19 protein-coding genes and 2 pseudogenes are annotated in these 21,308 nt (G+C 57.0%); 10 read left to right on the forward strand and 11 right to left on the reverse strand.

Annotated features, from left to right (window positions below; translation table 11 throughout):
* Positions 1 to 30: 30 nt before the first annotated feature.
* Both ACXZ66_RS00935 and ACXZ66_RS00940 read left to right on the forward strand, forming a co-directional pair.
* On the forward strand, positions 31 to 1,284 hold the full coding sequence (locus tag ACXZ66_RS00935) for a TsoY family (seleno)protein (RefSeq protein ID WP_458749840.1): 1,254 nt from the start codon (positions 31 to 33) through the stop codon (positions 1,282 to 1,284).
* Between the two features lie 229 nt (positions 1,285 to 1,513).
* On the forward strand, positions 1,514 to 3,646 hold the full coding sequence (locus ACXZ66_RS00940; protein ID WP_458749842.1) for a beta-glucosidase: 2,133 nt from the start codon (positions 1,514 to 1,516) through the stop codon (positions 3,644 to 3,646).
* Positions 3,647 to 3,714: 68 nt separating this feature from the next.
* Here ACXZ66_RS00940 and ACXZ66_RS00945 read toward each other — a convergent pair.
* The 6 genes and pseudogenes from ACXZ66_RS00945 to ACXZ66_RS00970 all read right to left on the reverse strand — a co-directional run.
* Positions 3,715 to 3,864: pseudogene (locus ACXZ66_RS00945) on the reverse strand (PepSY domain-containing protein); the annotation flags it as partial.
* Between the two features lie 30 nt (positions 3,865 to 3,894).
* The gene (locus ACXZ66_RS00950) at positions 3,895 to 4,278 is read right to left on the reverse strand and encodes a PepSY domain-containing protein (protein WP_458749844.1); all 384 of its coding nucleotides are present in this window, start codon (positions 4,276 to 4,278) and stop codon (positions 3,895 to 3,897) included.
* A 24-nt stretch (positions 4,279 to 4,302) separates the two neighbouring features.
* Positions 4,303 to 5,628 carry a lactate racemase domain-containing protein gene (locus ACXZ66_RS00955; protein WP_458749846.1) on the reverse strand — a complete coding sequence of 442 codons (1,326 nt, stop codon included), beginning with the start codon at positions 5,626 to 5,628 and terminating at the stop codon, positions 4,303 to 4,305.
* Between the two features lie 87 nt (positions 5,629 to 5,715).
* Positions 5,716 to 6,321 (reverse strand): EthD domain-containing protein, encoded by a 606-nt coding sequence (locus ACXZ66_RS00960; protein ID WP_458749848.1) that lies wholly within the window; start codon positions 6,319 to 6,321, stop codon positions 5,716 to 5,718.
* A 30-nt stretch (positions 6,322 to 6,351) separates the two neighbouring features.
* Entirely contained in the window at positions 6,352 to 6,936 is a 585-nt protein-coding gene (locus ACXZ66_RS00965; protein WP_458749850.1) for an EthD family reductase, read from the reverse strand.
* Between the two features lie 40 nt (positions 6,937 to 6,976).
* A complete protein-coding gene (locus ACXZ66_RS00970; protein WP_458749851.1) occupies positions 6,977 to 7,987 on the reverse strand; it encodes an LLM class oxidoreductase in 1,011 nt (336 codons plus the stop codon).
* Here ACXZ66_RS00970 and ACXZ66_RS00975 point away from each other — a divergent pair.
* Positions 7,986 to 8,459 (forward strand): MerR family transcriptional regulator, encoded by a 474-nt coding sequence (locus tag ACXZ66_RS00975; protein ID WP_458749853.1) that lies wholly within the window; start codon positions 7,986 to 7,988, stop codon positions 8,457 to 8,459. The two genes, ACXZ66_RS00970 and ACXZ66_RS00975, sit on opposite strands and share 2 nt — an antisense overlap.
* A gap of 3 nt (positions 8,460 to 8,462) precedes the next feature.
* On the opposite strand, the gene ACXZ66_RS00980 is transcribed toward ACXZ66_RS00975, so the two are convergent.
* Positions 8,463 to 9,707 (reverse strand): type III PLP-dependent enzyme domain-containing protein, encoded by a 1,245-nt coding sequence (locus tag ACXZ66_RS00980; protein WP_458749855.1) that lies wholly within the window; start codon positions 9,705 to 9,707, stop codon positions 8,463 to 8,465.
* 263 nt (positions 9,708 to 9,970) lie between these two features.
* Here ACXZ66_RS00980 and ACXZ66_RS00985 point away from each other — a divergent pair, with 263 nt between their 5' ends.
* The 3 genes and pseudogenes from ACXZ66_RS00985 to ACXZ66_RS00995 all read left to right on the forward strand — a co-directional run bounded on the left by ACXZ66_RS00985 (position 9,971) and on the right by ACXZ66_RS00995 (position 12,754).
* The gene (locus ACXZ66_RS00985) at positions 9,971 to 11,017 is read left to right on the forward strand and encodes an ATP-grasp domain-containing protein (RefSeq protein ID WP_458749856.1); all 1,047 of its coding nucleotides are present in this window, start codon (positions 9,971 to 9,973) and stop codon (positions 11,015 to 11,017) included.
* A gap of 72 nt (positions 11,018 to 11,089) precedes the next feature.
* Positions 11,090 to 12,331 (forward strand): annotated as a pseudogene (locus ACXZ66_RS00990) (glutaminase); the annotation flags it as partial.
* 30 nt (positions 12,332 to 12,361) lie between these two features.
* On the forward strand, positions 12,362 to 12,754 hold the full coding sequence (locus ACXZ66_RS00995; protein WP_458751418.1) for an SRPBCC domain-containing protein: 393 nt from the start codon (positions 12,362 to 12,364) through the stop codon (positions 12,752 to 12,754).
* Positions 12,755 to 12,758: 4 nt separating this feature from the next.
* Here the strand turns inward: ACXZ66_RS00995 and ACXZ66_RS01000 are convergent, their stop codons facing one another.
* Positions 12,759 to 13,367: a TetR/AcrR family transcriptional regulator gene (locus tag ACXZ66_RS01000; RefSeq protein ID WP_458749858.1), complete on the reverse strand. Its 609-nt coding sequence runs from the start codon at positions 13,365 to 13,367 to the stop codon at positions 12,759 to 12,761.
* A gap of 84 nt (positions 13,368 to 13,451) precedes the next feature.
* On the opposite strand from ACXZ66_RS01000, the gene ACXZ66_RS01005 reads away from it, so the two are divergent.
* The gene (locus ACXZ66_RS01005) at positions 13,452 to 14,606 is read left to right on the forward strand and encodes an alpha-amylase family protein (protein ID WP_458749860.1); all 1,155 of its coding nucleotides are present in this window, start codon (positions 13,452 to 13,454) and stop codon (positions 14,604 to 14,606) included.
* A 29-nt stretch (positions 14,607 to 14,635) separates the two neighbouring features.
* Here the strand turns inward: ACXZ66_RS01005 and ACXZ66_RS01010 are convergent, their stop codons facing one another.
* The 3 genes from ACXZ66_RS01010 to ACXZ66_RS01020 form a co-directional block, all read right to left on the reverse strand.
* Positions 14,636 to 15,871, reverse strand: coding sequence for a type III PLP-dependent enzyme domain-containing protein (locus tag ACXZ66_RS01010; protein WP_458749862.1), 1,236 nt, complete (start codon positions 15,869 to 15,871; stop codon positions 14,636 to 14,638).
* A 142-nt stretch (positions 15,872 to 16,013) separates the two neighbouring features.
* Complete coding sequence (locus ACXZ66_RS01015) at positions 16,014 to 16,529, reverse strand: hypothetical protein (protein WP_458749864.1); 516 nt, start codon at positions 16,527 to 16,529, stop codon at positions 16,014 to 16,016.
* A gap of 19 nt (positions 16,530 to 16,548) precedes the next feature.
* The gene (locus ACXZ66_RS01020) at positions 16,549 to 18,045 is read right to left on the reverse strand and encodes a succinic semialdehyde dehydrogenase (RefSeq protein WP_458749866.1); all 1,497 of its coding nucleotides are present in this window, start codon (positions 18,043 to 18,045) and stop codon (positions 16,549 to 16,551) included.
* Between the two features lie 12 nt (positions 18,046 to 18,057).
* Between ACXZ66_RS01020 and ACXZ66_RS01025 the strand changes: the two genes are divergently transcribed.
* The 3 genes from ACXZ66_RS01025 to crtI are packed head-to-tail and all read left to right on the forward strand — an operon-like array spanning position 18,058 to position 21,307.
* Positions 18,058 to 18,816 (forward strand): SDR family oxidoreductase, encoded by a 759-nt coding sequence (locus ACXZ66_RS01025; protein WP_458749868.1) that lies wholly within the window; start codon positions 18,058 to 18,060, stop codon positions 18,814 to 18,816.
* Between the two features lie 25 nt (positions 18,817 to 18,841).
* Positions 18,842 to 19,717 (forward strand): phytoene/squalene synthase family protein, encoded by an 876-nt coding sequence (locus ACXZ66_RS01030; RefSeq protein ID WP_458749870.1) that lies wholly within the window; start codon positions 18,842 to 18,844, stop codon positions 19,715 to 19,717.
* A gap of 39 nt (positions 19,718 to 19,756) precedes the next feature.
* Positions 19,757 to 21,307, forward strand: coding sequence for a phytoene desaturase family protein (crtI, locus tag ACXZ66_RS01035; protein WP_458749872.1), 1,551 nt, complete (start codon positions 19,757 to 19,759; stop codon positions 21,305 to 21,307).
* Position 21,308: the final 1 nt, after the last annotated feature.

A 21,308-nucleotide genomic window follows, 5' to 3' on the forward strand; every position in this document is an offset into this window, starting at 1 on the left:
CTTTCCTCTTTAAGCGCAAGGAGCGCAACAGTGATTAAGAATCTCGGCGAAAAATATTCGCCACTCTACTTCCTCGCCTCGTTAGGTTTCGGTGGAATGTCGGTCTTCTTCTTCATGATCTTCATGCACATCACTCCCCACCCTGACACACCGATGCCCAACTTCGAGACCATTTCGGCGGCTTATTCCTCTGGCGATGCGTTCATGAAGTCCGCGATCATCGTGGGTTACATCGGATTGATTATCTTCGTGACCATTCACTTCTTGCTTCTCGCCTGGAACCTGAGGGAGTATGCAGCCTTCCGGAAGACGGACGCTTACCGAAAGCTGCGCACCACCAACGCGGAAGTCACCCTTATGGCGGTGCCACTGACTCTTGGTATGAGCATCAATGGCATCTTCGTCGCCGCGCTTGCACTCATCCCTGGTCTCTGGGATGTTCTTCAGATACTCATGCCATTTGCGCTTTTGGCCTATGCTGCCGTGGGCTTGCTTGCGCTGAAGACGATGCTGGATTACCTCCTGCGCCTGGTCAAGGGTGAATTTAGCTTCGAGGCTAACGGTGGCCTCAACCAGCTGCTCGCACCATTCGCATTCATCATGGTCGCGGTCGGATTCGCGGCTCCTGCTGCGATGGGTGAAGCGACTTGGGTTGTAGCAGCGGGTCTCAGTGGCGCGATTTTCTTCGGTGTCATCGCCTGGACGCTGGCCCTGGTCTTTCTGATCATTGGCGTTCAGAGCATCTTGCGCTATGGCCTGGCAACCGTGAACTCTGCAACGCTATGGTTGCTGGTTCCGACAATAACGCTTACTTCGATTACAGTGTTGCGTTCCCGCCACGGGCTGCAGACTCTTTCCGATCTTGGGCCGGCTGGCCCGCAGGAGCACCCCGCTAGTTCTCCGATTCTGATGATCTTCCTAGCAACGATGATCCTCGCCCAATTAGGGATCCTCGGTATCGGGCATGAGATTATGCGTCGCAACGGTTTCTACCGCGATTACGTGCTCGGCCGAGAGATTAAGTCCCCAGCGGCCTTCACCCTTGTTTGTCCCGGAGTCGGATTGAGCGTGCTGTCGATGTTCTTCATCAATGTCGGCCTGATCCAGAATGGCATTGTGGAGAAGTTCTCTGTTGGTCACTACACACTTCTCGGCTTAAATGCAGTTGTTGCTGGTGTAACCATTTGGCTGATGATTACGCTGGTGCGCAACCAGCTGATGACACGTCCTGCAGATAAGGCTGCAACGGCGTCAGCGAAGGCAGAACAGAAGGTGTCCGTCTAGGAGTCACTGACAGTTCCAAGCCCTGCTTTTGCATTCAACTCTCACAATGGTGCCCGTCCCCGGGCACCATTTTTTGTTGCTCATATTCAGGGCGCGCAGGCGCCAGTGAATCTATGCGCGGGCTCAAGCATTTAGCGACGCAAACTTTCAAACTTTGATAGGACTGGAGGTAGCTCGAAAATTCAAGTAACCAACTCCACTTGTCTCAATCGCAAAGGACACCTTGGCTATGACCACGGCAGAACGTCCATGGATGGACGAATCACTCTCAAACAAAGAACGGGCTGAAAAGCTCGTCGAATCTATGACCCTGGAGCAGAAGATCGCGCAGCTCCATGGTGGCATGGAGACCATTAACATCTACGGCATTTCCAACTCCATGGGCGATTCCGATAATGATGAAGAGATGGAGCAGCTCATGGCGCAGGTGCAGATTGAGCGCCACGTCCCAGAGCTGGAAGAACTCGGCATCCCACGCTTCCGTATCACCAACGGTCCAGTCGGTGTTGGTATGGGCGATGGACACCCATCCCCACCTGCAACCGCTCTTCCGATGACCATCGGCGTGGCGGCTTCTTTTGATCCAGAGCTGGCATACGAATACGGAAATATCATCGGTCAGGAAACCTCCGACTTGGGCCAGCACGTACTCGAAGGTCCAGGTGTGTGTCTGCACCGCACTGTGACCGCTGGTCGCAACTTTGAGTACTTCTCTGAGGACCCGTACCTTTCGGGTGTGATGGGCGTGGAAGTTACCAAGGCTATCCAGAACCACAATGTCATCGCCATGGGCAAGCACTTCGTGGTCAACGACCAGGAATATGAGCGCTTCCGTACCAACGTTGAAGTTGACGAAGATGTCCTGCGTGAACTCTATCTTCTGCCATTTGAGATGTTGGTCAAGGATGGCAAGGTTGCCGCCATCATGAGTGCATACAACCGTGTTCGTGGCACTTACGCCACGGAGAATCGCTACCTGCTCAACGATGTTCTGCGCAAGGATTGGGGCTTTGAGGGCTACGTCCAGTCCGACTTCTGGTCCACTCGCTCCGCGGCACCATCGATCAACGCTGGCCTCGACCACGAGATGCCTGATGCCAAGTGGCTCAATGAGGACAACATTAAGGCTGCTCTTGAGGACACCTCGCTCGAGATCGAGGTCGTGGACCGTGCTCTCGTGCGTCGCTACACCCAGATGTTCCGCTTCGGCCACTTCGATTCGGTTTACGATCCCAAGGAGATCGACGCGAAGGCCCACGGTGCCACCTCCCGTAAGATCGGCGCAGAGATGGCTGTGCTGCTCAAGAACGACGACAACCTGCTCCCACTGAGCAAGGACGCAGGCAAGATTCTCATTGTCGGCCAATCCAAGTTTGCCGAGTTCGCCTGCCAGGGCGGTGGCGGTTCCTCCAAGGTCGATCCGCTCTACACAGTCGATCCAGAGCCGGGCTTAAAGAATGTCATCGAGGAACTCGGCGGAAATTCCGAGGTGAGCTCGTTTATCGTCGATAAGGATCTGTCCAACCTCGACGACGCTGTCGCTGCTGCGAAGGATGCCGATGTCGTGCTCGTCATGGCGGGCCTCATTGCTACCGAAGGCGCAGACTCCGAAACTATGCTCATGCCAAACGGTCAAAATGACATGGTAGCCAAGCTGCTTGGTGCAAACGACAAGACCGTTGTGGTACTCAAGTCTTCGGCGCCGATGGTGATGCCGTGGCTCAAGGATGCCTCCACAGTGCTTGAGGTCTGGAACCAGGGCGCAGAAGACGGCCATGTCGTCGGTGACCTTGTCTTCGGTACCGTCAATCCGTCCGGCAAGGTTCCAACTACCTACCCGGCCACCGAGCAGGACTGGATCGGTGAGGGCCACGAGGAGCGTTACCCGGGCGTCAACCTGGGCGAAGGCTACGAGACTATTACCTATTCCGAGGGCCGCGAGATGGGCTACCGCTGGTTCAACGCGAACAACGTCACCCCAGCCTTCGCCTTCGGTTATGGCCTGTCCTACACCTCCTTCGAGCTCTCAGATGTCACCGTCGACGGCTCCGCAGAAGGAGTAAAGGTCACGGCCACGCTGTCCAACACCGGCGATGTTGCAGGCTCAGAAGTTGTCCAGGTCTACCTGGGCGTTCCTTCCGAGGGACAGCCTCCGAAGCGCCTGGTGGGCTTTGCCAAAGTCGCGGTGGAACCAGGTCAGTCCACCACAGTGGAGCTGGACATCGACGCGGCTGCAACCCACCACCCACTTGGCGTGTGGGATGTGAAGGCGCACGATTTCGTTGTCCCGTCCGGTGAGTTCACCGTTTATGTGGGCACCTCGTCTGACGACGACACCAACGTTTCCACGTTCTCCGTCTAAGGTCAGCGAGCACGACCTGCCACCGCTCCCAGCCGGGGCGGTGGCAGTCGTCGTAAAGCGAAAAAGCGTTAGTTGGCTGGGATGGTGAGCTCGGCGAGATCGTTGCGATCTGCGTCGTCGAGCTCGATCTCCCAGTTCAACTGGCCGTCGTCCTGGTCAAGCTCGGCTTCGTCGAGGATGCCTTCTGGATGGCTGGCAAGTGCTTCGCGGATGGCATCGGCTGCCGTGACGGTCGCGGCCGCGACTTTCTAGATGTCATCGTCGTCGCCTTCGCGCTCATCCTCGCGAATGTCGCCGGTGGTTGCGTCGACTTCGAGTTCGATGACTTCATTGCCGACGACAACATCGATGTCGAAGAGCTGGGTGGAATCCTCGCGGTCGACGTCGACAATGACGCCGTCTGCGTGCTGGGCGAGGACGGCATCAATCGCGCTGAAGACTGGATCGTCGCCCAATTCGGCGATAGTTTCTTGTTCGGATTCCTGCGGAGTCGGGGCGGCGGCCTCCGCGGTCGTGGTGACGGTTGCCGCATCGGTAGGCGAATCAGTCGTTGCGGAATCATCAGAGCACGCAACCAGCGCGAAGGCCGTAGTTGAGGACAGGGCAAAGGCAGAGAATCGTGACTTTGTCATATCAAACTGTTTCCCGTGCTCGAATTACTTCTGCTGAGACTTCAGGCGGTGCAAGATTTCGCCCGCGTGCTCAACAACCAAGGTATCTGGGTCCTTTTCGAACTCGTCCCAGTCCAAGGTGTCCGGGTCCGCGTAGTTGAGGTTGTAGGCCTCGCACACCTCGCGTGGCACACGCGATGCCAAGGTGATCGTGGTGCGCAGCGTCTCTTCGCCGGTCTCTTCGTTGTATTCGCCCAGGCCACGGACGTGCGTGGAGTGTGCAATCTCGCCCCACGGATGATCCTTGAACTTGTCCCACTGCTTAATGAAGTAGTCGATGCAGTGGTAGCCGATGTCGGCTAGGCCCGGGTGCATCTCGGAAATCTGGGTGATGTGCGGGGCGTAGACGATGATCTCGCCGCCGTCGGCGCACACGGGCTCCATCTTGTACACGCCCTTTGCACCGGTCCAGAGATCCTCGTACATGGTGGGAACCTTGGACACGATGCGCTTGACCGGTTTGTCCAGGAACTTGATGTGGGTTTGGTGTGCAATCTCAGCGTTCGCAGCCCACGCAGCCTCGGTGGTACCCACAGCGATGGAATTCAGCGTCACAGTATCGTCCGGTGCGGTGGTGGCCACATAAGTTACGGCTAGGCGCTCGCCCGGGATCATCTCCGAGGCGGTGTTGACCAGCTGACGCACAGGAGTAATGCCGAGCGTGCCAATGATCTCCGAAGCCGTAATCAGCGCGCCGACCCAGTGGGAAATATCAATCACGTCGTGCACCGAACAACCGGGGAAGAAGTACTTATTGCCACCGGACATGCCCACAACCTCGTGCGGGAAGATCGGGCCAACCACAAGGTTGACATCAGCTTCAGCCACGAGCTTATTAATCTGCACGTCCATCGCGCGATCGGTAAGCAGCCCCTGGGTCAATCGGGCAATTTCCTCAGCCGGCACGGTACCCAGCGAGACGATTGCCTCTGGATTCTGCCAATCGTGGTTGAGCACCTCCGCCTTGGGGAAGCGGGTTTTAATCTCGCCCGGACCCACCCCCAGCAGCTTCTCAATAGAGGGTTCATCCATGGCTGCGTGCGTACCCAGCGCAATAAGAATCTTGATGGATGCCGCACGATCCGCAATTGCGTCATATGCCGACTGAATCATCAGCCCGTGCGGACCGGAGCGGGTGCCATCAGGAATGACCACCACAACGTTCTTGCCATCGAAGTCAAGCTTATCCAGCTCAACTCGTACGAATTCGCGCGCCTCTTCATCAGAAAGCGAGCTGGTAGGGGAGCCAAGTAGTGCCGCCTGCTCGGCAAGGCCCTCGGGGACAGGGATGGTCAGATTCTCCTTAGTCATACCCTTAGTTTCCCCCGTTGAGCGGTGGGTTTCAAGGCTTTGACAAAACCCGCTTTACGACGAGCGGCTGCGCGCGCAAGGTGCAACTTAGACGTTTGGCCATCCCTCTGGTCGAATCATCTGAATCGCATCGACAATGACGGTGCGCCCGCCGAGCACTCCGGCGACCTTTTCTGCCTCATCGCGGCCACGGGTGAACACGGAAATCAGCTCATTGGATCCGCTTTCGACGGGCACCGTGTCAGATAACGTGATGCGGTGGGTGGCCCCGATGCGCGGGTAGACCGGCAAATTCTCCACGCTGCCTCCGAGGGAGAGGACACGTGTGCGGGTGACCTCACCTGCACGAAGCTCTTCAACGTTTTCCACGATGGCAGAGAAGCCGTTCTCGACATCGAACATGTACTCCTCATCCGGTGCCAGTTTCGCCTTCCAAGCTTGATGCGCCCATGCGGCTTCTTCGCCCTCGGGGGAGCTAAAGAATAACTCGGCAATGCCGTGGAACTGGTCCCAGTGCCACTGATTGTCCACGGGGCGGTTTTGCACGTAGCCGACCACGTCGGTGACCGGCATGACGAACTCGCCGTGCGCGTTATTCCAGTGCTCGTGGAACTTGTCCATGGCCTCAGGACTGTCAGTGGGGAAGGTGTCTTCTCGAGGGATCAGAAATGCAATGCGGTGGTGTAAGTTCATGATTTCTCCTTCAGTTAAAAGCGATAGTTTTTAAGCGATATAGGGCGCAATCGGTGGAGTCACAATCGGGGTTGGGGTGACTACCAGAGATTCGATGTTGTCTGATTCGCCACCGAGCGCATCCTTGACCTTGAATGCATCGGGCTCAGAAGCCGTCCAAACTGACAAGATGCTCTTTGCTCTAGTGTGGGTCTCTGCGTCATCGAGGTGGAGGCGGCTGACTCGCACAGCCAGACCTTCGGGGATGCGCTTTTCGTCGCCGTCGAAGATGAAGACCCGGTTCGCAGTCTGGCGACCCTCAAGTTCCACCTGCTCGTCGACAAGCGCTGAAAACGTCTCTTCCTCCACCATGAAAGAGTGCTCGTGTTCGCGAATGATCTTCGACTGGTGCGAGTCGAAGGCCTCTTGCTCGAGCTCAGCGGAGTCGTAGTACAACTCGGCGATGCCGTCGTAGAGCCCGCGACCCCACTGTGCTGCTACCGGGCGATTCTGCACGTACCCCTTCAGGTTGACGGTGCCCATGAGCAAGGGAGCGTGGACCATTTGCCAGTCGAGATGGAACTTTTCGTAGCTGGTAGCAGCGATTTTCTTGACAAAGACAATGCGGTGGTGCATGGAAATTCTCCTTAAAATTTAGTGCGATTTAGTTTGTCTGTTAGTTTGTCTGCGCTATGGTCTGGCCAGCAGGGAAGTGCGGCAGGATGTACTCGGCCATCTCGTCGAGGACCTCTCCGACAGGGCGTGTCGACGATTTGAAGTTGATCATCAGCTGATCGATGCCGATGGACTCCCAGTACTTCAAGAACTCAAGCAGTGCTTCACGGCCGAGGCGTAGGCCCTGGTGGATCTGGGTTGGTGTGGCCTTAGGGTCCTCGACGATGTCGAAGTAGGTGGCCTGGTTGAATGGTTTCCAGCCTGGTTCACCCTTCGGAGCAGTCATTTGGCGCCATGCCTCAATGTTCTGTGCCTGCTGCTGCGGAGGCAGGGTGTAGTAGAGCCAGCCGTCGGCATTCTTGGCGATCCACTCCGGGGTCTGGCGTGAGGTGCCGGTGACAAAGATTGGAAGTCGCTGGTGGGTTGGCTTGGGCAGGAGGTCAGCGCCGCGCATGGTGCCAAGAGGAGAGTTGATTTCGGGGAAAGACTCATTCTGCGCGCGCTGGATGAATTTCAGGGATTCGCGGAACAACTCTCCGCGGTCGGCGTGATTCTTTCCGTAGGCAGGGAATTCCACGGCGCGGTCGCCACTAGCAACGCCGAGGGTGAAGCGGCCGCCCGAGAGCTGATCCACGCTGGCAGAGGCTTTCGCAATGTCGAGGGGGTGGCGAAGTGGCAGGACTGAACTTGCTGTTCCGAGTGCGATCTTCTCGGTGATCGCAGCGAGGTAGCCCAGGTAGGTGTAGGTGTCAAATACTTGGCCGGTATCTCCGAAGCGGGGATCCAGCAGCGGAACGTCGCGCACCCAGAACTGGGCGATGCCACCTTCTTCGGCCTTGCGGACTAATTCTGCATGGTCCTTCATGGTGGGCACGGGGCCCTGGAATCCTTCGAAGGGGGCAATCACACCGATAGTCATGCCGTTGGGGTTGTATGCGTAGCGCATCCCGGGGTGCTCGGAGAGGGGTTTTTGGTTTGCACCGGTGAGGTTGAAATCCTGGTTCGTTGTCATGATGCACAGGTTAAAGCTTGACACCGGTGTTAAGGTCAAGTCGAGTGATGGGATTCACTGCGAGAAGGTTCCGGAGAGGGTAGAGATGAAGATCGGCGAATTGGCAGAACGGACTGACACCACGCCGCGTCAGCTGCGCTATTACGAGCAGAAGGGCCTGATCAGCTCGGAGCGCTCAAGCAACGGCTACCGCACCTACGCCGACGACACCATCGAGCAGGTCCGCCAGATCCGTTGTCTGCTTGACAGCGGATTTAATACCGAGTTGATCGCGCGACTTTTGCCCTGTGTGCAGGGCCCAAAGGCAGAACTACCGCCTGCCCCGGATCCGGAGATGGAGCGGGAGCTGCGCGTGCAGATGCGCAAGATGGAAGAGCAGATCCAAATGCTGACCCACTCGCATCATCAGTTCGAGTGCTATCTCAAGCGGGTTGAGGCAGTGGCGGGAGCCGATACTGAGAAGTCCGCCTAGCGGTTACAGCTCCAGACTGCCGCCTGTGCCACCATCACGGGTGGTCCACACGTTTCCTTGGAGAAAGTCCTGCGTGACCCACTTGCGGCGGACCTGCGTGAGAGAGTCAGCATCGCGGGCGTAGACGGCGGGGAGGAACTCGATGAACATGGTTTGGTAGTTCATTGTGTAGCCGCCCACGCGGTAGAACACTAAGCGGTCACCTACCTGGAGCTCTACTTCGTTGTAAAGAGTGGTGATGCGATCGTCTTCCATGGCGGTGAAACCACCGATGACCTGTTTGTCTAGCCTGTTCGTCGCTTTCGCATCGGTGGACATCAAGAAGGGACGGACGCGACGGAAAAGTGGGTCGATGTCCGTACGGCTGGCATCAACGGTAATGAATGTGTTGTCCCCGACCTTCTTTACGTCGAGGACGCTGGAATGCATCTCCAGCGGGATGGCCACAAGCGACGCGCCGGGTTCGACGATAAGCCGGGTGCGATTGATATCCAGCACTGGTGATAGGCCCTCGGCGATGACCGTGACGTATTCGTCGAAAGTGGGAGAGCCCTCGAGGTTGCCGAAGTAGCCACCTCCCATATCGATCCAGTCAAGCTGCATGTTGCGCGAGGTAATTAGCTCGGAGGCGACAGATGCCGAAGCCCTGAAAACGTCAAGGCTCTGTACGAAAGAATTGCGATGCATGTGCAGGCCGACCACGCGGACTCCGGCGTCCTCGAGGTCCTTAATGGCTTGGTCGAACTCACCGCTTTCTGGGTTGAAACCGAAGCGGCTGGCGTCTTTTCCTGCGGTACTTTCTCCGGGCACACGTGACTCGAGGTCCCAATTCACACGGAGGCCCACCGCGAATTCCCGCTCCGGCATCTCGCGGGCGAGCTCAGCTGTCCAGGCTACTTCGCGCTTGGAGTCGAGGTTGATGATCGAGCCTTCAAGCAGCGCGGAGCGCAGGCGATCGCGGCCTTTGATCGCACCGTTGAAGACGATCTCGTCAGGGCCGAAATCCAGGGCGAGTGCGAGGTTGTACTCGGTGTCAGACACCACTTCTGCCCACAAGCCTTTGTCTCGCATGAAGGAAATCAGCCACGGTAGAGAGTTGGTCTTGCAGGAGTATGCCAGGATCGAATTTGGCCAGTGGTCGTTCAGTGCTTTTTGGAACCGGCCAACAAGTTCTTCCAAAAGGAGAACATCGAATATAAACGCAGGGGTGGAGGGGAGCATGCTTGGGGGTTGTTTGAGCTGGTCCATGGGTGGTTCCTGTCGCTTAGGAGCACTAAATTGCTATTGAGCTAGTATCGCATATGAATACATTGGCTTGGGTGATGTTGAGGAAACCGACCGCAAGGTTTCTCGCGCCTTTAGGGCGCCCAGGTAGTTTTGTGGGCAGTACTTTATGTCCAATATACGTCCCAGCAGCTCAGTGTTTCCGATAGTCTGAGCATCAGCTTTAAAAAAATCCTCAGTAGATATGCCGGATTCGAACTACCAGCGAGAGCCATAAGGAGCTCCACGTGACTACTAAGAGTCTAAAAATTGTTATTGCGTCCTCTGGGCGCCGTGCCCATTACATTGATTGGTTTAAGGAGGCGCTGCAGAAACAGGGCATTCCTGGAGAAGTCATTGCAATGGAGTACCGGGCAACGGCCGTGAGCCTGCGCCTAGCCGATCGAGGTGTCACCACTCCAGCCTACAACGGGCCGGAGTACCCTACCTTCATCCGGAACTGGGTGGAGAAGGAGCGCCCTGACCTTTTCTTTTCCATGAACGATTACGAACTCGGCATCCACTCTGATGGCCTCGCCAACGAGCTGCGCGAACTCGGCTGTATTGTCGGCGGCATCGACGACAAAGCCCAGGAGCTGGTGCTGGATAAATACCGTATGGCGCAGGCTCTTCAAGAGATAGGTGTCGGAGCTGCGGAGACTTTCCTTGGCACGCAGGTCGATGAAATCGTTGCATCTGCTGAAGAGGGGGCCAAGTTTGTGGTTAAGCACCGCTTCGGCAGTGGCTCGAGTGGTCTCTTCATTGTTACCGCGGATCGCCTCGCGGCTTCGGTTGCTCAGTCTGCGGTGACCGCATTGAACGAATACGGTAGAAAGTCGCCGGAGGCCGACTACGTCATCGTGCAGGAATTCCTGCCAGGTCCGGAGTACGGCGTAGACGGCATCTTTTCGCTGGATGGCAAGCATGAATTGCTCGGCGTGCTCGCCCGCCGGACCGAAGTCATGTTCGGTGGGGACCCCGATCTTGCTGTGTCGGCCGACGGTGGCCAGTTCCGGAAAGAGATGGAAAAGCTCGGTGAGCTGCTGCGCCCAATCGGCCCGGTAAACGCCGACTTCAGGATGAACGAGGCTGGCGAACCGCACATCATCGACATCAACCCACGCTTCGGAGGTGGCTACCCCTACTGCCACGCCGCGGGTGCGGACATGCCCTCCTTCCTGGTTCGACTGGCCGCTGGCCTAGATGCAGACCCAGAGTTGCTGGATTATGAACTTGGTGTCACCGTTGCTCGCCGTGAGGCTTTCCAGGCCGTTGGCGAGGTCACCTGGGGCTAAGCCCCGCAAATCAGGTGGGGTCGGGAGCTACTTATCCTGACCACCACCAGCACAATACGTACACTGAGCTCCATGCATACCCCGATTCCTGATTTCTTGAATGACATCCTTGAAGAAGTCCGCGATCAAGATGGCGGCGAAGTGCTCGATGGCGTCCCCCAAATCAAGTACGCTAACCCCGACTCATTGTCTTTGGCACTGTGCACCACCAGCGGGCACGTGTATTCGGTCGGCGACGATGACGTAGAATTTTCCATCCAATCCATTTCTAAGCCGTTTACTTACGCGCTCGCGCTCGAGGAATTGGGCCCTGACGAGGTAGCAAAAGTCGTGGGTGTCGAGCCCTCCGGCGAGGCATTCAACGAGCTCAGTTTGGAGGAGTCGTCGAAACGCCCTGACAACCCGATGATCAACGCGGGCGCGATCGCTGTAAACCAGCTGATCAACGGGCCCGACTCGACGGTGGAAGCGCGCATCGAGCGCATCGAACAGCTTTTCACCGATCTTGCCGGGCGCGAGATGAAGATCAATCAAGAGCTGACTGACGACGAGATGAAAATCGCCGATCGTAATCTCTCTATCGCGCATATGTTGCGTAGCTACGACATTATCGGCAACGAGGCGCACGACGCGGTGTACAGCTACATCGCTCAGTGCTCGTTCATGCTGACCACGCGTGACCTCGCGGTCATGGCGGCGACGCTAGCAAACGGCGGGATCCAGCCAGTGACAGGCAAGCGGGTGTTCGGCGAAAATGCTTCACGACGAACGCTTGCCGTGATGAGTTCCGCCGGTATGTATAACGCTGCTGGCCGCTGGATGGCTAACGTGGGAATTCCCGCGAAATCCGGTGTTGGCGGCGGACTGATTGGCACCATGCCTGGGCAGTTAGGTATTGCCACTTTGTCGCCTCGCCTTGATGAACAGGGCAATTCGACGCGCGGTGTGAAAACCTTTGAGCGTCTCTCTGAGGAAATGGGACTGCACCTAATGAGCCCGTCGTATTACACGGTGCCGGGTATCCGCTCGATCGAGCGCGAGGGAGATGCCACGGTCGTCGCACTTCAGGGAATGATTAACTTCCCGGCCGCCGAAAATGTCCTGTATGAACTTGGCGAACATCACTTGACCAGCGACAAGATTGTACTGGATACCTCACGCGTGACCGGGTTTAACCGGATGGGGCGCAGGATAATCAAAGAGGGGCTGCGCTTGCTGCGTGAAGATGGCTACAGTTGTGCCATTTATGATCCAGACAGCATGATGCAGGATCTGGAGTACTCCGACGGAACTCAGGCCGAAGAGGTGGAAGACTTCCACATCACCGTCTCCATCGATGCCCCTGTGGAAAAGGTGTACGAGGCCATCGCGGATCCTTCGAAGTGGTGGATCAGCGCGATTAAGGGAAAGGCAGAACATGAAGGCGAAGTCTTCGAGGTCAACGAGAAAGATCAGTTCTCCCAGTTCCGTGTCGTAGAGGCGGTTCCTTATGAAAAACTCGTGTGGCACGTTGAGGAGACGGGGCACAATTCACCGGTAGATGAATTTAATGACACAGACCTCGTGTTCGAGTTTGAAGTAAAGGGCGATGCCACCGAGTTGACCTTTACGCACCGCGGCCTGCAGGAGCATATGGATAATTACACCGAGGGCACCAATGAGTGGATGCAATTTATCCGCGAAAGCCTCGTTTCTCTGGTGACGGAGGGCGTGGGCAAGCCGGTGGCTGCCGTCTAGGGTTTTAACCGCCCCAATCGCCTAGGGCGCCCTCGAGTGAGCCGAGGGTAGCATCGATCAACGGGCCACGGTCCTGCTGAGGGCAGCCCGCATCCGACCAGTCGTGGCAGGCTGCATTGAGGAAGCCGATGAATCCGGCTATTGCATACCTGCCGCGCTCGCTGCCGGGATTGAGCAGGGCCACGAGCTCGTCGTGAAGCTCGTCGCGGATTTCTAGCCTGAGATTGGTAGCTTCGCTTGGTTCATCACCGCCGCGGTGCGCAATGGACCAGGTCAACGGGTTGGCTTCGATGAAATCCAGGTAGGTTTCCAAGCTGATGCGGATCTGGTCGCGCCGGGAGGTGTTGGGGGCTACGGTGGTGATGGAGGAACGCAGACTATCAAGCAGTGCGCGCAGAACCTCGGAGACCCAGGTGGCGTAGAGGTCGGCTTTGGAACCAAAGTAATGAAAGATGAGCGCCTGTGATGTGCCTGAGGCAGACGCGATGGCCTGGGTGGAAACCTCGGAGTAGGTAGAGGTGCTAAAAAGGGTGCCAGCAGCAGAAATGATACTTTCCTTTCGCTGTTCAACGGTTAAGCGTCGCCGTGGGGCTGGGTCCGGTGTTGAGGCCATGGTGACAATTGTACATCTACTGAGTTAAACTCAATAGCAATTACTGAGCAAGACTCAACAAGTTCCTTCTGGAAGGGGAAGATCATGCTCGAAAGTACTATCTGGTGGCACGTCTATCCGTTGGGTTCAAGCGGTGCGCCGATTAGGGATCGCACCGGCGATGATGCAGGCCACCGCCTCACCAGCCTTGAGCCGTGGCTGGATTATCTGGTCGGTCTTGGCTGCAACGGGCTGCTGCTTGGGCCGATCTTTGAATCGGTTAGCCATGGCTATGACACCCTGGATCATTTCTCCATTGATTCCCGCCTTGGCAACGAGGCTGATTTTGATTCGTTGATGGAAGCCTGCAACGCCCGCGGCATCAGAGTGATGCTTGACGGCGTGTTCAACCATGTCGCGGCCACCCACCCGGCGGTGGCGGAGGGGCTTGCCGGTGAGACGAGTTGGGAGGGCCACGAAGAGCTGGCTACTCTCAACCACGCTGACCCGCGGGTCCAGGACATGGTTGTAGAGATCATGGAATACTGGCTGGCTAAAGGAATTTCCGGGTGGCGCCTCGATGTGGCTTATTCCGTTCCTTCGGAGTTTTGGCGCTCTGTGCTCGGGAGGGTGCGTGAGCACTATCCGGAGGCGATCTTCCTGGGGGAGGTGATCCACGGAGACTACGTAGCAATCGCGAAGGATGGCACCTTAGACTCGGTGACCCAATACGAGCTGTGGAAGGCAATCTGGAGCTCCCTCAAGGACGAAAACTTCTTCGAACTGGTCCACGCGCTGGGTCGACACAATACATTCTCGGAAGCGATGATCACGAATACCTTCGTGGGAAACCATGACGTCGACCGGATTGCTTCAACTGTTGGCCAGGACAAGGCGGTACTTGCCGCGGCGATCCTTTTTACCGTGCCCGGAATGCCCAGCATCTACTACGGAGATGAGCAGGGCTTTACGGGTGTGAGGGGCGAAGGCTTTGCTGCCGATGACCCAGTCCGGCCACCGCTGCCCGAGACCCCGGAGGACCTTGCCCCGGCGGGGCAGTGGCTGTATGAAATTTACCAGCAATTGATTGGCATTCGTCGTCGTCACGCGTGGCTTGCCACCACGCCGGTCGAGGTGCTAGAAAACACCAATGAAACGCTGAGTTATAAAACCGGCGAGGTGCAGGTCGACCTGTGGGTCAGCCCGAAGCCAGGGGTGAAAATCACCGATTCGAGTGGCACGCTCTTTTCTTGGGGCTAGTCCCACGGCCTCAAGCTGCCTCAAGGCTCCTACCTACCGCCGATGCCTCCGTCGGCGGTTGTCCACTGGTTCCCCTGCAAATAGTCGTTGACACCTAATTTCCGACGGACCTGAGTGAGGGACTCCGCGTCCCTGGCATAGACCGCGGGGAGGAAATTGATGAAATTTGATTGGAAACACATCGTGTAACTGCCGACGCGATAAAACACGATGCGATCTCCAACTTGGAATTCGACCTCGTCTTCAACTGTCGTGATTCGATCGTCCTCCATGCAGGTAAAACCGCCGATGAGCTGCTTTCCAATACGGTTCGGAGATGTTGCGTCAGTGCTCATCATGTACGGGCGTTTCCGACGATAGAGGGGATCGATGTTGGTTCTGCTCGCGTCGGTAACGATGAGGGTGTCATCGTCGACCTTCCTGACATCTAGGACAGTGGAATGAAATTCCAACGGAACGGAGACGAGGGAGGCCCCTGGTTCGATGATCAGGCAGGTTTTGTTGATATCAACTACCGAAGAAAGACCTTCGGAGATGACAGAGACGTAGTCATCGAAGGAAGGTGAACCTTCGAGGTTGCCGAAGAAACCGCCGCCCATATCTATCCAGTCGAGCTGTAGGTTGCGCGAGCTGATGAGTTTAGTGGCAACGGCGGAGGAAGCCTTAAACACATCAAGACTTTGGGTGTAAGAATTGCGATGCATGTGAATTCCGGCGATGCGGACACCAGCATCCTCGAGCTCAGAAATGGCTTGGTCAAACTCACCGTTTTCCGGGCTGAAACCGAAGCGGCTGTTGTCTTTGCCCGCGGTGCTTTCACCGGGCACAAATGACTCTAGATCCCAATTGACGCGCACCCCCACCGCGAATTCCTTCTCGGGCATTTCACGGGCAAGCTCAGCGGTCCATGCGATTTCGCGCTTGGAATCAAGGTTGATCACAGAGCCTTCCAGCAGAGCCGAGCGCAAACGCTCACGACCCTTGACAGGACCATTGAATACAATCTTGTCTGGCCGGTAATCAAGGGCGAGGGCAAGCTCGTATTCATCATCAGACACGACCTCAGCCCAAATTCCTTTGTCTCGCATGTACGAGATTAACCAAGGCAAAGAATTCGTCTTGCACGAATAGGAGAAGATCGAATTTGGCCAATGGTCGTCGAGCGCTTTTTGGAACCTTCCGACGAGCTCATCCAGAAGGAGGGTATCGAACACAAAAGCTGGGGTGGTAGGGAGTAACTCGGAAGAAAGCTGCAAATGATCCATAATGTGTTCCTGCCAAACAGGTTTCGGCTATTCAGAGTAAGTTTTATTAGTATGGCAGATAAAAATATTTGCCGTGGCGATGCTCTGAAAGTTTGTCGGATCACTTTGAAGGCTTTATGAATTTCGACAGAGATTGATGGGGCTAGTCTTTGCCCTCAATGCGTGGCATTCCGGTGACGTACATTGCCTGAGCTAAGTGCTCGATTGCATCGATGAGTAGGGAGACCGTGCGGACAAAGCGGGTAATTTCTTCGCCGTTGTACTCGCCGATGACAACGTTCCAGTCCTCGTCGGACCACTGATTCGCTTGCTGGGTAATGCCGTCAAGCACGGCAATAATATAGGCGTTCAGCAGGGGCTGATCTGTGGTGGTGATCTTGGCTGCTTCCTCGCGGGAGTGGCCATAACCGATGGAATCGCCGGTGGGGCCGAGATCGAACCGGGAATTGAAGCCCTGCGAAGACCAGATCTCGGCGGAACCAGTAAGGTGAGCGAACTGGGCGTCCATTTCGCGGCCAGCATGCCAGAGCAACCAAGACACGGAATTGGGATGGCCTGCAGGGTGGGCAGTGAGCTCGATGGGGGTGAGCTCGCGGATCCCCTCGAGGGAGCCACGAGTGCGCTGAACAAGGTCAAGAATGAATTCACTGATGTTCATGGGCCTCACGGTACGCCTGTTAGCGCAAGTAGTCGCGCGCAACCTTTAGAGCCACTGTGAGCAGGCCATTCCACCTTTTTGCCCCAATGCTTTCGGGTCCAGCAATCGGGGTGAGGCGTTGGTCGGCCACGGTGCGTGCCTCCGTGTACTTCAGTAAACCACCATCGCCGTGCCTGCGGCCAGCACCTGATTGCTTCCACCCGCCCATCGGCGCATCCAGGCTGGCCCAGCCAGCGGCGTAGCCTTCGTTGATATTGACGGTTCCCGCCTCAAGCTGCGAAGCGATGGCGCGCGCCGTTCTCGAAGGGCCGAAGATGGACGCATTGAGGCCGTATTCGGTGTCGTTGGCCTTCTCAATTGCCTCCTCGTGGGAGCGCACAACTTCAATGCGGACAACTGGCCCGAAGACTTCCTCGCTGAAAAGGCGTGCGGATTCCGGGACATCAATCAATACTGTCGGTGCGTAGAAAGCCTCACCGAGTTCGGGCAGGCGCTTGCCACCAGCCAGAACCGTCGCCCCCTTGGATACTGCGTCCTCGACGAATTCGGCCACATTGTTGGTGTGCTCGGGGCTAATCAACGAACCCATGTCCGTATCCCAGGAGTCGTCGGCGGCAATTACCATCGAGTTCACTGCCTGGGAGAATTCCGCGATGAACTCTTCGGCCACGTTCTCGTGGACGTAGATCCGCTCGATGGAAATGCACAGCTGGCCGGAGTTGGAGAAGCAGGCATCGCGAACACCGCGGACGATGGCTTTGGGGTCGGCGTCGGCGGTGACGATCAAGGGGTTCTTGCCGCCGAGCTCGCCAGAAAATCCGATGAGGCGCTCGCCGGCCTGGGCTGCCAATCGACGTCCCGTCGCCGTGGAGCCAGTGAACATTAAGTAGTCGCACTCAGCGACGATTGTCTGACCCACCTTGCTGCCCGAGCCAGGAACAACATTGAATACGCCCCCAGGAAGACCCGCTTCAGCCAGCAGTTCCGCACCCAACAAGGCAGTCATCGGAGTGTTGGAATCGGGTTTCAGAACGACGGAATTGCCCGCCAAAATGGCAGGGATTGCATCAGACATGGACAGGGTAAGGGGGTAATTCCAAGGGGCAATAATTCCTACGACTCCGACGGGAGAATGCTCAATTTCGGTCTTCGTCAGGATCGGGAGGGCGCCTTTTGCACGCTTAGTTTTCAGCAATCGCCCAGTCGCGTAGGCGTAGTGGCGGGCGGTGATAGCGTTCTCCAGGACCTCTTCAAAGGCCGAACGGCGATTCTTCCCGTTTTCTGCTTGGATCAAGTCCATCAGCTGGTCCTGGCGTTCCAAAACTAGGTCGTGATAGCGTAAAAATATCTTTTTACGCTCACTGATGGGCACCTGAGCCCAGCTTTTTTGGGCCAGCCGAGCCTTGTGGAAAACCTCGCGAGTCGTGGTTTCGTCGTAGAGCGGTACGTCTCCGATGGACGCTCCCGTAGTTGGGTTTGTCACAGAAAGTGTCGCGGAAAATGTGGCCTGTGTCATAGGCTCAAGCGTATGCGATCAATATTTATTTCGGGTGGTGCCCAAGGCATCGGACGTGAAGTGGCGAAAAAATTCGCCGATGCCGGCTGGCTTGTCGGCATTGGTGACCTCCAAGAAGCGGACTGGGCCCAGGGCGATGATCGGTTCATCGCAACGCACCTCGATGTCACAGACGCAGAGTCCTGGGACAAGGCACTAGCCGAGTTCACCTCGCACACCGGCGGCACCCTCGACGTGTTCGACAATAACGCCGGCATCATCATCGATGGGCCCGTTGCCGACGCGGATCCGGAAAAAGTACAAAAGATCGTGGACGTCAATGTCACCGGAGTTACGTTGGGCGCGCGGGCAGCGCACCCGTATCTCAAGGCCGCCGAGGCAGGCCAGATGGTCAGCATGAGCAGTGCCTCCGCCATTTTCGGCCAGCCCGACATCGCTGTGTACTCGGCAACGAAGTTCTACGTCTACGGCATGACCGAGGCGCTGTCTTTGGAATGGGAGAAAGACGGCATTCGCTGCGTTGACGTCATGCCTTTGTGGGCGAAGACGAAGCTATCCCACGTGAGTGCATCGTCGATAAGCAAACTCGGTGTAAACCTGACCCCTGAGCAGGTCGCCGACGCTGTCTGGCGCGCGGTGCACCCGAAGAATCGCTATGACAAGGCCCGGATGCACTACGGCGTGAATGCGGTGGATTCGGGCTTTTATGTTCTCAGGCAGTGGGTGCCGGATCGGGTGGCAAGGTCGTTGATTAAACTAGTGGCAGGTTAACGGCGGCGGAGGAAGGTGGCGGTGCATGAACGAGGCGCCCGACTTCCTCGCACGCTATGACAACATGAGCTGCGCCGCTGCTCATCAGGTGATCAACGCGTATTCCACAAGCTTTTCCCTTGCAACAAAACTCCTCTCCTCCACAGTGCGCACCGATGTTCGTAACTTATACGCTATGGTGCGCATCGCCGACGAGATCGTCGACGGCACGGCACGCGCCGCGGGGGTCACCGACGTTGCATCGCTTCTCGACGATTACGAGGCGCAAATCTTAGCCGCTCCTCAGGAGCGATTTCACGTAGATCCCGTTGTGCACGCTTATGCGCTGACGGCGCGTCGTTGTGAGTTTTCCAACGACCATATTCGGGCGTTTTTCGCCTCCATGCGCAGGGATCTCAACCAAACCAGGCTGAGCGCAAGCGAACTTGATGCCTATATATACGGTTCCGCTGAGGTAATTGGCCTGCTGTGCTTGAGCATTTTCTTGGTCGGGCGTGAGGTGAGCGCCGATGATCGTGCCCGGATGGAACAGGGCGCGCGAGCACTGGGCGCGGCATTTCAAAAGATCAACTTCCTGCGTGATATCCACGAAGACTCCGAAGTGTTGGGCAGGGAGTATTTTCCTGGTGTCGATCTTGAACACTTCACAGATGCCCAGAAGTCCGCCTTGGTTGCAGAAATCCGGGCTGACCTAACTAAGGCCCGCGAAGTCATGGGCATGTTGCCGATGGAGGCGCGCGTAGGAGTTGTCGCCGCGACCGACCTATTTACCCAGCTCACTGACCAGATCGATGCAGTGCCAGCAAGCGAGTTAGCCCAGCGCAGGATCAGCGTTCCAACCCATAAGAAGCTTGCCATTGCTGCGCGTGCGTTGCCGGCGGCGAAAAAGATGTCGCGCTAGAAGCGCCCTGAGAAAGTAACCCTGAGAAAGTAGATGAGCATGAAGAAAGCCACCGTCATCGGTGCTGGTGTTGCAGGCCTTGCCACCGCGGCCCTGTTGGCCCGCGAGGGCTATGACACCACCGTGGTGGAGAAGAACGACACTGTGGGCGGCAGGGCAGGCGAGCTCACCGTTGATGGATTCCGCTTTGATACCGGGCCTTCGTGGTACCTCATGCCCGAGGTATTCGAGCACTTCTTCAACCTGTTCGGCACCTCCACGCAGCGCGAACTTGAAATGGTTGACCTGACCCCGGCCTACCGGCTTTTCTCTGAGGGGGAAGCCCCAATCGATGTGTATTCGGGGAAGGAAGAAGCGGCCGAGCTTTTCGAATCCATCGAACCCGGCGCAGGCGATCAACTGCGCGAGTATCTGGATAGTGCAAGCGACATTTATCGCATCGCCGAGGAACGCTTCTTGTACACCACCTTTACTTCGCTGTGGCCTCTGCTGCACAAGGATGTACGCGACCGCCTTGGACTCCTCGTTGCGTTGCTGACCAGGCCACTAGATAAATATGTGGCGGCGCGTTTCAAAGATCACCGACTGCGCCAAATGCTTACCTATCCTGCAGTGTTCTTGTCCTCGCACCCACAGCGGACCCCGGCGCTGTATCACCTGATGAGCGAGACCGACCTAGTCCAAGGGGTGCAATACCCCCAGGGCGGATTCACCGCGGTGATCAAGGCGATTGAGAAAATCGCGCTCGAGCAAGGCGTGAAGATCCAGCTGAACACAGAGGCCACAGCGATCACTTCAACTGGCAAGCGTGCAACCGGTGTGCGCGTGCGCCGCGAAGACGGAACTGTGGAGACGCTGTGCTCAGACATCGTGGTCTCAGGAGCGGATCTTCACTTCACCGAAACCAAGCTGCTGCCACCAAAACAGCGCACCTATCCGGAGAAGTTCTTCGCCACCCGCGAACCGGGGTTGAGTGCTGTGCTGGTCATGCTGGGGGTGAAGGGCAAACTGCCACAGCTCACCCACCACAATCTGCTGTTTAGCGAAGATTGGGACAAGGATTTCTCGGTGGTTTTCGACGGGCCAAATGATGCGCGCCCGTTGAATTCCTCGCAGTCCATCTATATTTCGATGCCGTCTGCGACCGACCCATCCACGGCACCGGACGGCGACGAAAACCTGTTTATTCTCGTGCCCACTCCGGCGATGGAGGAGCTCGGACGGGGCGACGCCTACGCGGAGAAGGCAGCACCGGCAGTCGAAGCAATTACCGAAGATGTCATCGACCAAGTGGCTGCGTGGTGTGGTGTGGATGACTTGCGGGAGCGTATCGTCGTGAAGCGAACTCTTGGACCTCTTGACTTCGCCGAGCGCTATCATGCCTGGCAGGGCGGGGCGATTGGGCCTTCGCATACGTTGCGGCAGTCGGCGTTTTTCCGGGGGAGCAATGCCTCGAAGAAGCTGCGTGGGCTGTACTACGCCGGGGCGACGACTGTGCCTGGAGTGGGAGTGCCGATGTGTTTAATCTCCGCGGAAAACGTGGTGAAACGTCTTCGCGGAGATTCCTCGCCAGGCCCGCTGGAGAACTGAG

The sequence above is a fragment of the Corynebacterium sp. S7 genome (genome assembly GCF_054401105.1).